Here is a 13998-nt window from a genome sequence, read left to right as displayed (position 1 = left end):
CGTCAGCGCCCGCACACGCACTCGAACTTCTTCACCTGGGGCTGCGCGCAATCGATGCGCACCAACCACTCTTCGCGGTAGCCGTTGGCCGAGGGGATCCAGCGGGTCGCGAACTGCCGCATGCCGATGGTCACCACGCCCGAATCGTCGACGGCCATCGAGCTCGGGTAGAGCACGTCGTAGTGCGCGGCGGCGAGCAAGCTCATGTCGCCGCACGCGGTGATACGCACCAGACCGGCGGTGGTCAGCACCAGCATCGTCTCGGGGGACTCGACGGCGAAGGTTTGCGAGGCGCCCCCCAGGTCGACCCAAGCCCCCACCCGCCAGGCGTCCGCGCCATCGGGCGAGAGGCGGATCACCCGGCCGCGCGAGATGCCGAAGCGCGAGTGCCCGGTGATGGCGACCGGCACCCCGCCGAGCTCCGCGAAGCCGATCACGTTCTCCTCCGAGAGCCGCGTGCGTCGATCGCCGGCCGGGCCGAACCACCAGAGCGCGCCGCCGTGCTCGCCCGCGTCGAACCCCACGAGGAAGCCGCGCTCCACCGGCTTGACCTTGCGCGTCCCCGCCAGGCCTTCGTTCGCCTTTCCAATCACGTAGAACGGCAGCGGATCGTCGGGCGGGCGGCGCTGGGCGAGCGCGATCTCCACCTCGCTCGCGCCCCGCTTCACCGCCCACTCGCGCCGCGACAGGTTTCCGCATCGAAGCGCCTGCGCGTCCGGCGATCCGGGCAGCGCGACCCAGCCCGAGGGCAGCGGCGCGTTGGCGATGGGCTCGTGCTTGGGCACCTTGGTGGGGCACGCGACCCGCGGCCCCGCACCTGCGGCGGCGAGCGCCGGAACGAACGGAGGCGAGACCGCGCCGGGCGCCATCGACAGCGGCGGGGTGGCCTCGGTCAAGGTGGTGCTGGCCGGCGTGGCCGTGCGCGGGTTGGGCGTGGCGGGCGGCGGGCCTTCGGCCGTCGGGGTGTCGCACGCCGCGACGATGGCGAAGAGCGCGAGCAGCGGTACGGTGAAGATCGAAATCGCAGGAAGGAATCGTGCGCGCATCGCGGAGAACGTCTGGCCCAGCCGAGGCCAATCGAGCCCCGCCCCCGAGTATCTCACTTTGCGCAACGGAATCCCATGCTCACGCGCGAGTACCAGGGCTCGTAGAAGTCACGCGACGACGAGCGCTGCCAGACCCCCTCGCTCAAGAACCCACCACCGCGCCCGACGTACGCCTCGCCCGTGGCCGGGCCGCGCGGGTTGTCGTTGGGCGAGACGCTGTAATAGTTGTCCCCGTACAGATCCGATGTGAACTCCACTGCGTTCCCCGCCATGTCGAAGAGCCCGAACGGGCTCGCCCCCTTCGGACGGCTTCCCACCGGCTGCGGGCCGCCGCCACACTCCAAAAAATTCGCGCGGGTGCAATCGAGCGGCTCGTTGCCCCACGGGTACTTGCGCCCGTCGGTGCCGCGCGCGGCGTACTCCCACTCGGCCTCGGTCGCCAAGCGCTTGTCCGCCCATTTGCAATAGGACTGCGCTTGTCCAAAGACGATGCACGCCATCGGATGGTCCGGGTTCGTGCACGGATCCCACACGCACTTGGGAAACGTGCACTTTGCATCTTTTACGCACTTCAAGTACTGCGCGAGCGTCACCTCGTACTTGTCGAGGGTGAACGCGTTGACGTGAACCGTGTGCGCGGGGGCTTCGTCCGGCTTGCACTCTTGGTCGACGGCGGCGTTGCACCCCATGGTGAAGGTGCCCTCCGGGATCTCGACCATCGGGTTCGGCTCCATCTTGGCCGGATCGGCGTCGCTGCAGGTCGGCGGGATCCCCGGCACCTCGTCTTTGCCGGTGCCGCTGTCCTGGTTGCTGATGTTCGTTCCGCTGCCGCCCTCCAGGTTGTCGGAGGGCTTCACCGTGGGACTGCCGCAGGCCGGCGCGTACGCGAGCCCGAACCCCATCCAAGCGATCACGAAGAATTGCAAGCTGCGACTTGTGCGCGACATCGTTTCGAATCCGTAAGAGCAACTACCGTTCCGTGTCGGCCTCGTGCGTTTACCTTGGCCACGAAAGTGCGACACGTCATCCGAGATCCTGCCTCGAACGCAGGATGAGTGTCCCGGCGGCGCTCGAATGTTCGAGCACCGTTTCGTCGTCACGGGCGAGGCAGAACGGACGCGCAAGGAATGCGCATCGTCTTGCCGGCGGCCGCGCACACGGCGCGCCGCGATTTTGGGGGACCGCGTGACACTTTCGCAGACCGTGGCGATCGGTCACGCGAGGAATCGGACGCGAGGAATTCGAAGGGACGTCGCCCGCGCGGGTTTCCTAGAGCTCACCCAAGCTCGCTTCGACGACGTCGTGCGTGGCGCGGTACCGACGGTAATAGCCCGTGACCTTGGCCACGTACTGACGTGTTTGTGCATAAGGAGGGATGCCGCGATGCCGCAACACCGCCTCCTCGCCTGCGTTGTAGGCGGCCACGGTAAGCTCGAGATCGCCATTGAAGGCGTTGGCCAGGATGCGCAGCAAGCGAACCCCACCGAAGATGTTTTCCCGCGGATCGTGAATGTCCCGCACCTGCAGGCGGTCGGCGGTGTTGGGCATCAGCTGCATCAATCCGCGCGCACCGGAGACGCTGATCGCGCGCGCATCGTAGTCGCTCTCCACCTTGATGACCGCGCGCACCAACGGCTCCGGGATCTGGTACAGCGCCGACGCCTGACGAATCCACTCGTCGTAGCGCGTAAAGCGGAGCACGTTCTTGTCCTGCGGCGCGACGGCAAGGGCGGCCTTCCCGTTCACCGCGGGCGTCGCGTTTGCGGCGGTCGTCGCGGTCTTGCCGCCGTTGCTCGCGGGCGATGCGGTGCGCGCGTTGGTGATGTGAATGACCCCGTGCGCGTCCGTAAACTGGGAGATGTCGGCCGATGCGACGCCGCCGGTGAGCGCAATCGCCAGCATCGGGCCAAGACGTGCCACACCTGACCGGGCGGTAAAGCGAACGAACGCGGGGCGAAGGTCGGGCATCAGGGCGCGGGCGAACGATGGGCGAGGGCGAGGAGGGACGCGACCGAGGATCGTGCCGGATTCACCTGCCGGGTGCAACTTCTGCCGTGGCGCGCTTATTCGCGATGCTCCGCGGGCGCTCGCCGAAATTCGTCTACTATGCCGGCGACCATGGACTCGTACGTCCTCCTCGCCGCCACCCTCGTCTTTGCCGTCTACCTCGTCTTCCGCTTCCGCCCCTCGGTCTTTTCGCGCTCGCGGCGGGCGTCGCGGGGTGCTGCCCGCACCGCGCTGCGGGATGCCAAAGCTCGGCTGCACCTTGCCACCACCGATGAAGCGCGCGCCGCCTGCTTGGGCGACGCTGCCGAGGCCAGCGCCAACGCCGGGCTCGCCAATGGAGCGGTCGGCTATTACATCCGCGCCATGAGGCTGGAGCCGCATTCGGCGGCATTGGTGGATCGCGCCGCCTCGAGCTTGGCCGAGCACCCGCGCGCGCTGGAGACATTGCTCTGGCGCCGCCTCGGTGCGCAAGCGTGGACGGGCCCCGCGGCCGCCGCCACCCACGCGGCCATCCGGCACTTGGCGATCCTCTACACGCGCCCGCCTCTTCGTCATACGGTGCGCGCACGCACCTTCGCCCATGCGCTCGCGGCGCTCGCCCCCGACCTGCCGCCCATCGACATGGGCGACGCGCGCGCGCCGTCGCCGTCGGGCCCTTCGACCCCGACTACCCCGTCTAGCCCGGAGCCCAGAACTGCGTCGGGAGCGCGTGGCGATGGCTCAGCGCCAGCCAATCCATGAGCACGGCCACCGTCACGTGCACCAGGAACCCCTGGTAGATGCTCTTGGTCTTCATGCTGAGCGAGCCGAGCGCGATGCCCGCGACGATGGCGCCGTTGGCCTCCAGGTACGGCTTGCCGAAGTGGATCATGCAGTAGGGCACGGCCATCGCGAAGATGGCGCCCGAGCCGAAGCTCCGGCTCAAGGAGCGGAGCCAGAAGCCGCGGAAGAAGACCTCGAGCGCAAAGAACTGCGCGATGTACATGGCCTCCCACAAGAGGAAGTCGCACCAGCTGCGTGAGCTCAGCTTGTAGAAGGGGTAGTAGTTCCCGAAGTCGGGCTGGCGGCTCACGATCCACATGGCGGGGAGCACCACCAACAGAAAGAGCCCGTAGATCCACGCGTGCTTGAAGAAGCCGCGCGTGCGCAGCCCGAAGTCGAGGAGCGAGTCCTGGCGGAAGGCGATCTTCCACACCACGAACGGCACCACCACATAGCCGAGCACGCGCGCCGTCACCCACCAGGCAAAGCCATAGAGCTCGTCGTACTTGGCCAGCTTGAACGCCCCGGGGTGCGTCAGCTCGTAGTCGGTCAGGAACGGACGGATCACCTCTTCGAAGAAGAAGCGGCCGCCGTAGTAGTCCTGCATGGTCAAGATGACCGCGCATAGGGGCAGCGCGATGAAGGGGCGGAGATCGGTCAGGCCGAGCTCCAGCATCCGCCCGCGGTGCTCGTGCGCCTCGATGTCGAGCTCCCGCCACGTCTTTCGAAAGAAGAGCCAGATGAGCGGCAGTACGACGAGGAGCGCGGGGACCGGGAAGAAGACGTGCGCCACCCGCGCCAAGGTGCTGGTCCCCGAGGCGGCGAGGGCGTCGACGCTATGCGGGCGAAACGACGCGAGGAGCAAGTCAGACCTTGGCGCCGGCGGCCTCGGCGCGCTCTGCGCCTTTGCGCAGGCGCGCGAGCGAGACGTCCTTGCCGAGCACATAGAGGACTTGGAAGAGGCCCGGCGTCGCGCTTCGACCGGTGAGCGCCACGCGCGCCGCCTGCGCGATGTCCTTCATTTGAAGGCCGCGCTCCTCGAGCCACTGCACGAGGCGCTGCTCCAGGGCGGGCTCGGTCCACTCGGGCGTGCCCTCGAGGAGCGTGGCCACCGCGCGCAGGCTCTCCGCGCTCGCGGGCACCAGGAACTTGGTCGCCGCTTTTTCGTCGAACACGGGCTCGTCGCGGAAGAAGAAGTCGAGGCGATCGGCCGCGTCCTTGAGGCTCGTGGCCCGCTCGCGCACCGTGTAGAGCGCGCCGGCGACCTTGGCCGGATCGAGCCCCGTGAGGCCGCGCGCCTCCAAGAAGGGCAAGAGCCGCTGCACGTACTCCGCGTCCGGGAGGAGCTCCGGTGACTTCAGGTGCTCGAAGAGGATGGCCGAGAACTTCTTCGTATCGAACTTGCCATCGGCGCGCCCGCACGCTTCCCACGAGAACGCGTCGATGAGGCCCTTCAAGCTGAAGACCTCCTGATCGCCGTGCGACCAACCGAAGCGCACCAGGTAATTGAGCACCGCCTGCGGGGTGTAGCCTTCCTTGCGGTACTCGAGCACGTTCACCGCACCGTGGCGCTTGGAGAGCTTCTCGCCGTTGGGGGCGAGCATCATCGGCAGGTGGGCGAAGTCGGGGACCTTGGCGCCCAAGGCTTGGTAGAGGAGGATCTGCGGCGGCGTGTTCACCATGTGATCGCGGCCGCGGGCCACGAGGTCGATCTCCATCAGGTGATCGTCGATGACCGCGCCGAAGTTGTAGAGCGGCACACCATCGGAGCGCAGGAGCACGAAGTCCTGCTGGGCCGCGTTGGGGGTGGTGACCTCGCCGAACACCTTGTCGACATAGGTGAGGGTGCCCTCCTCGGGGGCCTTGAAGCGCACCACGTAAGGCTTGTCGGGCTGATCGCGCCGATCGCGGCAGGTTCCGGGGTAGCGGAACTGAGCCTTCGGATCCTTCGCCTTCAGCGCCTCGCGCGCTTTGTCGAGGTCCTCCTTGGTGCAGTAACAGCGAAACGCCTTGCCCGCCGCGATCAGCCGCTCCGCGTACTCCTTGTAAATGGAGAGGCGGGCCATCTGCTCGTAGGGGCCGTAGTTGCCGCCCACACCGGGGCCTTCGTCCCAGTCCAGCCCGAGCCAGGAGAGCGACTCGAAGATGACCTGCTTGCTCGCATCGGTGGAGCGCTCCTGGTCCGTGTCCTCGATGCGCAAAACGAAGGTGCCGCGATTCTTCCTGGCCCACAGCCAGTTGAAAAGGGCCGTGCGAACCCCACCAATGTGCAGATACCCCGTGGGGGACGGAGCAAAACGAACGCGGGTCGACATCGCGCCCGGACTGATAGCACGACCGCCTCTTGCGAGCCCCGGGGAAAACCGCTAAGGGTGCTCGCTCTTTTTGGTTCCACCCGCGCACCTGCGGGACCCCTCACTGACCGCGTAAGTCATCTTACGCCCCCCTCGCAAGGAGAATCGCTCATGAACGCCCCCGCCCGTAAATCTGGTCCGCTCGCCGCCGTCAAAGCCAAGTTCGGCGACAAAGCCAAGCTGGTGGCCGCCGTCAAAGAGTTCACCAACGACGACCTCTGGGTCTCGCGCACCAACAAGGACAAGGGCCTGGAGCACGTCTCCAATGCCAAGCTCTTGCGCCTCCATGAGACGTTCTCGACCGTCAAAGAGAAATTCGGCACGCGCGCCAAGCTGATCGAGTCCATCCTGGAGATCGAGAAGCGCACCAAGGACGAAGGCTACAAGACCCGACTCTCGGCTTATCCGGTCCCCCGCCTGTACGATCTCTACCGCTCGACCAAGAAGCGGACGGACGCGAAGAACAAGCCGGCCGCCGCCAAGACCGCAAAGGCTGCCGAGCCGAAGGCGGCCGCCAAGAAGCCGGCTGCTGCCAAGAAGACCGCCGCGAAGAAGGCCCCCGCCGCAAAGAAGGCGGCAGCCGCCAAGAAGAGCACCGGCAAAGCCAAGAAATAACCCAAGGGCGAGGTCCCCCATGGCCAAAGACTTCACGATTCGAAATGAGTTCTTCTGCGACGAGGACACCTTCTGGGAGGGCGTCTTTCTGACGGAAGACTTCAATCGACGGCTCTTTCTCGAGGTGCTCAAGTTCCCCTCCTGGACCGCGACGGTGAAGGAGAGCGGCGCGGGCGCGAGCAAGAAGATCGAGCGCATCATGAACGTCGTCCCGCGCGTGGGGGATTTGCCCGCGCCGCTGAAGAAGGTCATGGGGGACAGGTTCGGCTACGAGGAGACGGGCACGTACGAAGCCGCCACCCGCAAGTACGCGTTCACCACCAAGACGAGCACCATGGCGGACAAGGTCCACGTCCATGGCTCGCTCCACACGGAGAAGCTGGGCGACAAGCACATCGCGCGCGTCGCCAAGGTTCACGTCGAGGTGAAGATCTTCATGGTCGGCGCGCTGGCGGAGGAGAAGTTCATCTCCGATCTGCGAACGTCGTACGAGACGGCCGCGCGCTTCACGGAGACGTACCTGAAGGAAAAGAGCCTCTGGACGCCTCCGGGCTAAAAGAGCAAGTGTCGCGCCAGCGCCCTTAACGGGCCGTAAAGAACGGTAAAGCGGCGAGCATTCGAGCCCTTTCGCCCCAAGGATGAACGGCGAAGGAGATCGAGAATGACTCGCCGTTTTTCCATTTTGCTCTTCGCCTGCGCATCGATGCTCGCGTCCATGGCCACCGCGGCCTGCGGAAGCAGTGTGGTCGACAAGCCGGCCGAAACGGCCGCGAGCCAGCAGGCCATCACCACCACGAGCGAGCATGGTCCCGTTCGCGTGCTGGCCGACGCGCTCGGCAGCGTTTCGCTTCGCCCCTCGCAGCGGACGGAGATTCAAAAGCTGTTCGCCGAGGCCGACGCGCGCCACACGGCCGCCAAGGCGCAGAGCAAAACCGGGCGCGCCGATCTGCTGAACGCCCTGGCGGCCCAAGTCGAACAAGGCCGGGTCGATCGCGCGGCGCTCGCGCCGAAAGAGCAAGCGCTGGACGCGGCGTGGAAGACGTCGCGCGATGCGGATCGGGCGGCGCTCGAAAAACTGCACGCGCTGCTCGACCCCGCGCAGCGCACTGCCTTGATCGACGCCATCCAGCTCACGAAGCACGACGACGCCAGCGCGGGCGACGGCGGGCGCGGAGACCGCGGCGAAAGCAAGAGGCACGGAGGCTGGGGCAGAGGCCGGGGCCGGGGCAAGCACCATCGAGGGCACGACCGCTTCGCCAAGCTGGGCGAGGACTTGAAGCTGACGGACGATCAAAAGGCGAAGCTCTTCGAGGCGCTTCGCGCGGAGCGCGGCAAAGATCGCCCGAACCACCCGCCGCACACGAAGCTCGAGGCCATCTTCACCGCCTTCAAGAGCGATCACTTCAAGATGGACGAAGTCGCCCCCCAAACGGAGCTCCACGAGCCGCTCGCTCGCACCCTCCGCCTGACGGAAATCACCGTCCCTCTCCTGACCCCCGAGCAGCGCGCGACGCTCGCCGCGAAAATCCGCGAGCGGGCGAAGCACGCGGACTGACGCGCGCCGAGCACAGCTCGCGCGGTATGCGAAACGGACGCGCGGCGCGCAAACGGGCGCTCGGCTAGCGGGGCAAGCGCCGCGTGTAGATCACCAAGTCGCGACCCTTCGCGTAGAAGTCGCGAAGGGTCGCCGCGCGCTCGTACGCCAGCGCATCGTAGAACGCGCACGTCGCGTGGTAAGCGGCCGAGCGCTCCGTCTCCACGCGGACCAAGCGCGCGCCCTCGCGCTCGAGCTCCGCCTCCATGAAGGCCACGAGGGCGCGCCCCACGCCGCGGCCTTTGAGGGCCGGATCGACGGCGAGCCAATAGAGATCGTATGTGCCTTCGGTCATCGGCGTAGGCCCGTAGCAGATGTACCCGCGGAGCCGGTGCGCGGCCTCGGCGGCATCGACGTCCACCCGCACGCGGTAGTCGCCGTCGCCGCCGAGGCTCGCGTCCATGAGCTCGAGCGCCACCTGCACCTCCTCGGCCGAGAACTCCGAGGTGGCACGGAGCAGCGCCAAAAGGTCGGCGCGGTGCGCGGCGTCGAGCGGAAGGATCATCCTTTGCGCGACATGGAAAGGGGCGCTTTGCTCGCGCTGCGGCGCCGCACCGCGTACCGCACCACCAGCTTGAGCAGCGCGGCGTAGTCGATTCCGACCGCCGCCGCCGCCCGCGCCATACCTGCGTTCGGCGAGAGATCGCAGTTGGGGTTCACGTCGATCACGTACGGCACGCCGCTGGGCGCGAGCCGAATGTCGACCCGGCCGTAGTCGCGTAGACCGAGCGCACGGAAGGCATCCACCGCCACCCGACGAACGCGCGCGGCGAGCGCCGATGGAAGCTCCGGGTTGTGCACCGGCCGCGTCCCGCGATCCTCGATCGAGCCCGCCTTCCACTTGGCGTCGTAGGAGACGATGCGCGGCGCCTCCTCGGGGAGCTCGGAGAAATCGATCTCGCAGAGCGGAAGCACGCGGGCGGTGGGAAAGCCGAGCATCGCCACATTGAGCTCACGACCTTCGACGTACTGCTCGACCAACGCGGGTTGGCAGTGAACGGCGAGCGTCTCGGCCACCACCGCGCGCAGCTCGGGCTCGTTCGTCACCACGCTTCGCTGCGTGATGCCGACCGAACCGTCCTCGTGCACGGGTTTGACGATGGCCGGGAACGGCAAATCATAGGGATCGTCGGGGCGGCGCAGGACGCAGCCGGACGGGGTCGGCACCCCTGCGCGCTGCAAGCTCTCCTTGACCCGATCTTTGTAGAGCGCACGACTGAGCGCCTCGGGGGGCGAGCCCGTGCACGGGATGCCGAGCGTCTCCACCAAGAGCGGGACCGCGCTCTCGAGGCGAGCGTCGCCGGCGAGCGATTCGCAGAGGTTGAAGACGCAATCGGGCTCGAGCTGCAGCAACCGATCGCGCAAGAGGACCAGATCGCCATCGACGGCCACGACCTGCGACTCGTGGCGTTCGTCGGAGAGCTGGTCGGCGACGATGCGCGCGACGAGCTTTACATCGGCGCGCGCCGCGTATCCTGGGTCGCCTTCGGGGGAGGCGTCCTCGTAATCGGTGTTGTGAACCACCGCCACACGGACCACCTTGCGGGGCTTCGAGGGCCGGGGGTTTGGATCGTCGGGTACTCCATTGAGTCGAGACGGACTTCCCACGGTCACGTTGGTAAGGCAATCTCACCCTACTCTTTTATGCAGGGTCAAGATCCCATCCGCGGAAATCGCCTCCCCTCGCTCCTCGGCGCCGCGTGGATCGTCGCAGCCAAGGATCTCCGCATCGAGCTGCGGACGCGCGAGATCGTCACCACCGCCGGCTTTTTCGCCACCCTGGTCGCCATCATGACCAGCGTGGCCTTTCATGTGGGCCCGGCCACGGCCTCGCGCGTAGCCCCCGGCGCCATCTGGCTGTCGGTGGCCTTCTCCAGCGTGCTCGCGCTCGGCCGAACATGGCAGCGGGAGCGGGAAGACGGGGCGCTCATCGGCCTCCTGGTCACCCCCATCTCCCGAGCGTCGCTCTTCTTGGGCAAAGCGCTGGGCGTCTTTGCCTTCGTGCTGGCGGTCGAGCTCATCGTGGTTCCGGTGGTCGCGCTCCTTTTCCACATCGACCTCCCCGACGTGCTGGCCCCGCTCTCCATCGTTCTGGCCCTGGGCACCCTGGGCGTCGCCGCCACCGGCACCCTCTTCGGCGCCATGACCGTACGCACCCGCGCGCGCGACTTGGTCTTGGCCACCGTTCTCTTTCCGCTGCTCTCCCCCACCCTCGTTTCCGGTGTCGCCGCAACACGCGACATCCTGTCCGGGCTACCGCTCAGCGAGGTGAACGACTACCTCATACTACTGGGCGCGTTCGATGGCCTGGCGGTGCTGGGTGGGGTGACGTTGTTCGGGGCGTTGATCGACGAGTGATCCCCGCGCGGCGTTCGCGGCTAAATTCGCGCGGCGACGTTCATCGCCTCTTCACGCAGCGCGGCCTCTTCCAGGGCGGTGCCGGCGGCTTCGCCGATGACCCAGAAGCGGTCGCGAATGTGACCGCCGTTGGTGCGAGGCACGAAGCCGTACGCGCGGTGCTCGAGATCGGCGCCGGCTTGGGCGACGAGCTCGTAGGCGGGTGAGCGCGGGGCATCGACCAACAGCGCATCGGCGCGGAGCGATTTGGTCGACTCGCCCTTGCGCAGGGTGACTTCTTTCACGCCGGCGACACCGATGGCCGCCTCCGGCTCGCCGTGAACGACGGTGACGCTCACGTCGTTCGGTGCCATCGCCTTCATGGCGCGCGCGTAGATTTCGCCGAAGGGCCCTCCGCCCTCGGTCACCACCACCGCCACCCGGTAGCCCACCGTGACCCCGTGCGCGAGGAAGCCCAGCGCCGCGCGCGCGCTCATCACGCCGGGGAGATCGTTGCCCTCGAAGGCGAGCACCCCATCGTGCGCCCCCGGCGCGAGGATCACCGCGCGCGCGTCCACGATCTCGGCGCCCTCGGGACCGACGACCAACAGATCGTCTTTGAAGATGCCTGCGGCCGTGGTCGCGTAACGAAGCCGCACGTGCGTGGCCGTCTCGTGCCGCGCGCTTCCGTTCTTGGGCTTCGGCGAGGAGCACGCGGCTTCGAAGCGCTCGCGAATGGCGCGCCAGCCGTCGATGCCCAAAAAGGCGTGGGTCGATCCTCCGGGGCGCACTGCGTCATCGAGGACCTCGACCGTCCGCCCGCGCGCCGCGAGCTCGGTGGCCACCAGCATTCCGGAGGGGCCGGAGCCCACCACGACGACATCGGCGCTGCGGCGGCGTGCAGGTCGGGCAGGCGCCACCTCACTGGGCAGCTTCCCGAGACCGGCGACCCGGCGGGCGAAGGCCATCATGATCTTGTCGAGCCCAAAGACCCCGGCGAAGAGCTCGTGGTGATTGATGCCCTCCGGGAAGAACCAGTCGGTCATCTGCAAAAGATCGACCTCCCGCGTTCCCAGCGTATTTTGCGACTTAATCTCCATCTTGTCGCAGGCGCCGACCATGCAGGTCATCACATTGGGCGCGCCGTCGACGCGCGCGAGGCATCCGTCACAGGCGCCGCGCAGGCACGAAGGACCGCGCGGTCGATGGAATTTGGGGCTTCGGGCAAGCGCCAGGTGCCCGGCGCCGACCAGCGAGACGGCCAAAGGTTCGCCGGGGGCGGCAGGAATTTCGACCCCGTCGAAGGTTACGTGGATAGGATTTGAAAGAGGAGCGAGGCGACCGGCCATAGGACAGAGTTGAGTGTACACTCGACATCCCCTCAATGCGTCTTGGATTCCTAGGTCCCGCTCTCTCTCGCTCGCCGCCCCCGCCATCTGGGAATGGAGCCATTACGCATTTGGAGGCCGCGTCGGGGTCGTTGCTCAACAAGCATCGCGTCGGACGGGTCATCTACCTCGGCGCGGATGACGCGCTCGAGCACATGGTGGAGGCCTGGGCGCGCCGCCTCGTGGGGGACGATCCCACAGACGATGCCGCCTGGCGACGCGCGGCCCAGCTCGCTGCAGGCGGCACCCCCGAGGAAATCGACGCCTTCGTCAAATGCGAGCGCATGCGACTGCGCCTCCGCTCCCTCGAGAGCCTGCCGCACCGAATTCTGCGCACCATGGAAATGGTGGGCGACCGCATCGCGATCCTCATCCACGACAAAGAGCTGCTCGATGAAGAAGACATCTTCGCCGCCAGCCTTTTGATTTATGGAAAGAGCGACGTGCCGCTCGTCCGCAAAATCGGAGGTCGCTACTTCATCACGCCGGGCAACCTCGGCCCCCGAGGCGGCATCTGCGTCCTCGACGACACCGGCGACGAAATCGCCATCCACGTCTACAATACCGAGGGGGAAACCATGCTCCAAGAGCGCCTCGCCCTCCCGCGCGCCTCGCGCCCCCGTCTCCCCGGCAGCCCGGGCACCGGGGCCGGCACGCATACGAACGGTGGCGTAGCCGGGAGGCCCGAGTGACGGAGACGGAGCCCGCCACGCCCCCGGAACCTGCCGAGGTCGTGGCGGTCTTCGGTGGGAGCTTCAACCCGCCGCACATCGGGCACGTGCTGATGGCCGTGATCGTGCTGAGCACCTGCGCGGTCGATCGCGTGCTCGTGATCCCGACGTACAGCCACCCTTTCGCCAAGCAGCTGGCCCCCTTCGACGATCGCGTGCGCATGATGGAGCTCGCCATGGCCGGCGTCGCACGCGTCGAAATCTCGCGCATCGAAGAGGCGCTCGGCGGTGAGAGCCGCACCTTGCGCACGCTCGAGCATCTGCACGCGGAGCACCCCTCGTGGAAGCTCCGCCTGGTGATGGGGGCCGATCTCCTCGCCGAATCCCCAAAGTGGTACGCGTTCGACAAGATCGCGGCGCTGGCACCGCCCATCGTCCTCGGACGGGTCGGCTTCGACATACCGGGCGCGCCACCTCCGGTGCTGCCGGCCATCTCGAGCACGGAGATCCGCGCCATCGTCGCGCGGGGCGCCTGGGCGGAGCTCGAACCGCTGGTCCCGCGCGCCGTGGTGGAGCATATTCGCGCGCACGCGCTCTACACGTCGTAGCCGCGACCCGCCGCGCGGGCTCGCGGCTCGGGCTCGTGCAAAGGCGCGCTGGGTTTGGCGCAAACCGAAGTGCAACGGAGACGAAAACGTGGCGAAGCGTGCGCAGGGAGCACAAGGACGAACGAGGGCGGCGGGGCCGAGCAAGGCGGCGGCGGGGCGAGGTAAGATTCCGGCGGTCGTGCGGCCCGTGTCGGGAGCGCGAGGCGCCGGAGCGAGACCCGCGTCGGGAGCGCGAGGCGCTGGAGCGCGATCCGTATCGGGAGCGCGGCCCGTGTCGGAAGCGCGAGGCGCTGGAGCCCGACCCGCTCCGACGTCGCGAGGCGCTGGAGCGCGATCCGTATCGGGAGCGCGGCCCGTATCGGGAGCGCGAGGCGCTGGAGCGCGACCCGTGTCGGGAGCGCGAGGCGCCGGAGCGCGACCCGCGTCGGGAGCGCGAGGCGCTGGAGCGCGATCCGTATCGGGAGCGCGAGGTGCGGGAGCGCGACAGGCATCGGAAGGACACCGTGCGTCGCGAGCGCAACGTGCTGCGAGAACGCTGCGGGCGTCGGAATCGCGACGTGATACGGGCGCGCCACGTGCGTCGCGATCGCGACGCACGTCAGAATCGCAACAGGTG

General features: G+C 67.6%; 16 protein-coding genes. 7 read left to right on the top strand and 9 right to left on the bottom strand.

All coding sequences use genetic code 11. The features are described from left to right. Nucleotides 1-2: 2 nt before the first annotated feature. The 3 genes from LZC94_03660 to LZC94_03650 all read right to left on the bottom strand — a co-directional run bounded on the left by LZC94_03660 (nt 3) and on the right by LZC94_03650 (nt 2948). On the bottom strand, nt 3-1112 hold the full coding sequence (locus LZC94_03660) for a hypothetical protein (GenBank protein WXB16378.1): 1110 nt from the start codon (nt 1110-1112) through the stop codon (nt 3-5). Beyond that, nucleotides 1100-1993: a formylglycine-generating enzyme family protein gene (locus LZC94_03655; protein WXB16377.1), complete on the bottom strand. Its 894-nt coding sequence runs from the start codon at nt 1991-1993 to the stop codon at nt 1100-1102. Before LZC94_03655 ends, LZC94_03660 begins: the two co-directional genes overlap by 13 nt. A 322-nt stretch (nt 1994-2315) precedes the next feature. Further along, a complete protein-coding gene (locus tag LZC94_03650) occupies nt 2316-2948 on the bottom strand; it encodes a lytic transglycosylase domain-containing protein (GenBank protein WXB16376.1) in 633 nt (210 codons plus the stop codon). Nucleotides 2949-3164: 216 nt separating this feature from the next. Between LZC94_03650 and LZC94_03645 the strand changes: the two genes are divergently transcribed. Further along, complete coding sequence (locus LZC94_03645) at nt 3165-3794, top strand: hypothetical protein (GenBank protein ID WXB16375.1); 630 nt, start codon at nt 3165-3167, stop codon at nt 3792-3794. Here LZC94_03645 and LZC94_03640 read toward each other — a convergent pair. Further along, on the bottom strand, nt 3730-4680 hold the full coding sequence (locus LZC94_03640) for a CPBP family intramembrane metalloprotease (protein WXB16374.1): 951 nt from the start codon (nt 4678-4680) through the stop codon (nt 3730-3732). The two genes, LZC94_03645 and LZC94_03640, sit on opposite strands and share 65 nt — an antisense overlap. Nucleotide 4681: 1 nt before the next feature. Further along, the gene (gltX, locus tag LZC94_03635; protein ID WXB16373.1) at nt 4682-6130 is read right to left on the bottom strand and encodes a glutamate--tRNA ligase; all 1449 of its coding nucleotides are present in this window, start codon (nt 6128-6130) and stop codon (nt 4682-4684) included. A gap of 150 nt (nt 6131-6280) precedes the next feature. On the opposite strand from gltX, the gene LZC94_03630 reads away from it, so the two are divergent. The 3 genes from LZC94_03630 to LZC94_03620 all read left to right on the top strand — a co-directional run bounded on the left by LZC94_03630 (nt 6281) and on the right by LZC94_03620 (nt 8339). Then, entirely contained in the window at nt 6281-6784 is a 504-nt protein-coding gene (locus tag LZC94_03630) for a hypothetical protein (protein WXB16372.1), read from the top strand. A gap of 19 nt (nt 6785-6803) precedes the next feature. Then, nucleotides 6804-7340, top strand: coding sequence for a DUF2505 domain-containing protein (locus LZC94_03625; protein ID WXB16371.1), 537 nt, complete (start codon nt 6804-6806; stop codon nt 7338-7340). 105 nt (nt 7341-7445) lie between these two features. Next, nucleotides 7446-8339 (top strand): hypothetical protein, encoded by an 894-nt coding sequence (locus LZC94_03620; GenBank protein ID WXB16370.1) that lies wholly within the window; start codon nt 7446-7448, stop codon nt 8337-8339. A gap of 64 nt (nt 8340-8403) precedes the next feature. Here LZC94_03620 and LZC94_03615 read toward each other — a convergent pair whose 3' ends face one another. Both LZC94_03615 and LZC94_03610 read right to left on the bottom strand, forming a co-directional pair. Beyond that, on the bottom strand, nt 8404-8883 hold the full coding sequence (locus LZC94_03615; GenBank protein ID WXB16369.1) for a GNAT family N-acetyltransferase: 480 nt from the start codon (nt 8881-8883) through the stop codon (nt 8404-8406). Next, on the bottom strand, nt 8880-9986 hold the full coding sequence (locus tag LZC94_03610; GenBank protein ID WXB16368.1) for an ATP-grasp domain-containing protein: 1107 nt from the start codon (nt 9984-9986) through the stop codon (nt 8880-8882). Before LZC94_03610 ends, LZC94_03615 begins: the two co-directional genes overlap by 4 nt. A gap of 36 nt (nt 9987-10022) precedes the next feature. On the opposite strand from LZC94_03610, the gene LZC94_03605 reads away from it, so the two are divergent. Beyond that, nucleotides 10023-10736, top strand: coding sequence for a heme exporter protein CcmB (locus tag LZC94_03605; GenBank protein ID WXB16367.1), 714 nt, complete (start codon nt 10023-10025; stop codon nt 10734-10736). A gap of 20 nt (nt 10737-10756) precedes the next feature. On the opposite strand, the gene LZC94_03600 is transcribed toward LZC94_03605, so the two are convergent. Continuing rightward, the gene (locus LZC94_03600; GenBank protein WXB16366.1) at nt 10757-12064 is read right to left on the bottom strand and encodes a 2Fe-2S iron-sulfur cluster-binding protein; all 1308 of its coding nucleotides are present in this window, start codon (nt 12062-12064) and stop codon (nt 10757-10759) included. Nucleotides 12065-12174: 110 nt separating this feature from the next. On the opposite strand from LZC94_03600, the gene LZC94_03595 reads away from it, so the two are divergent. Both LZC94_03595 and nadD read left to right on the top strand, forming a co-directional pair. Continuing rightward, a complete protein-coding gene (locus LZC94_03595; protein WXB16365.1) occupies nt 12175-12795 on the top strand; it encodes a hypothetical protein in 621 nt (206 codons plus the stop codon). Further along, complete coding sequence (nadD, locus tag LZC94_03590) at nt 12792-13382, top strand: nicotinate (nicotinamide) nucleotide adenylyltransferase (protein WXB16364.1); 591 nt, start codon at nt 12792-12794, stop codon at nt 13380-13382. Before LZC94_03595 ends, nadD begins: the two co-directional genes overlap by 4 nt. On the opposite strand, the gene LZC94_03585 is transcribed toward nadD, so the two are convergent. After that, the gene (locus LZC94_03585) at nt 13370-13873 is read right to left on the bottom strand and encodes a hypothetical protein (GenBank protein ID WXB16363.1); all 504 of its coding nucleotides are present in this window, start codon (nt 13871-13873) and stop codon (nt 13370-13372) included. The two genes, nadD and LZC94_03585, sit on opposite strands and share 13 nt — an antisense overlap. Nucleotides 13874-13998 lie beyond the last annotated feature (125 nt).

Source organism: Sorangiineae bacterium MSr11954 (assembly GCA_037157815.1).
GTDB classification, from domain to species: Bacteria; Myxococcota_A; Polyangia; order Polyangiales; family Polyangiaceae; genus Pendulispora; species Pendulispora albinea.
The sequence above is the reverse complement of the archived record's forward strand: the minus strand, read 5'-3'. Positions and strand labels throughout refer to the sequence as shown.

Coding starts and splice junctions, on each gene's coding strand:
- LZC94_03655 (WXB16377.1), bottom strand. CDS start 1,993: ATGTCGCGCACAAGTCGCAGCTTGCAATTCTTCGTGATCGCTTGGATG.
- LZC94_03650 (WXB16376.1), bottom strand. CDS start 2,948: ATGCTGGCGATTGCGCTCACCGGCGGCGTCGCATCGGCCGACATCTCC.
- LZC94_03645 (WXB16375.1), top strand. CDS start 3,165: ATGGACTCGTACGTCCTCCTCGCCGCCACCCTCGTCTTTGCCGTCTAC.
- gltX (WXB16373.1), bottom strand. CDS start 6,130: ATGTCGACCCGCGTTCGTTTTGCTCCGTCCCCCACGGGGTATCTGCAC.
- LZC94_03630 (WXB16372.1), top strand. CDS start 6,281: ATGAACGCCCCCGCCCGTAAATCTGGTCCGCTCGCCGCCGTCAAAGCC.
- LZC94_03625 (WXB16371.1), top strand. CDS start 6,804: ATGGCCAAAGACTTCACGATTCGAAATGAGTTCTTCTGCGACGAGGAC.
- LZC94_03620 (WXB16370.1), top strand. CDS start 7,446: ATGACTCGCCGTTTTTCCATTTTGCTCTTCGCCTGCGCATCGATGCTC.
- LZC94_03615 (WXB16369.1), bottom strand. CDS start 8,883: ATGATCCTTCCGCTCGACGCCGCGCACCGCGCCGACCTTTTGGCGCTG.
- LZC94_03605 (WXB16367.1), top strand. CDS start 10,023: ATGCAGGGTCAAGATCCCATCCGCGGAAATCGCCTCCCCTCGCTCCTC.
- LZC94_03600 (WXB16366.1), bottom strand. CDS start 12,064: ATGGCCGGTCGCCTCGCTCCTCTTTCAAATCCTATCCACGTAACCTTC.
- LZC94_03585 (WXB16363.1), bottom strand. CDS start 13,873: ATGCCTGTCGCGCTCCCGCACCTCGCGCTCCCGATACGGATCGCGCTC.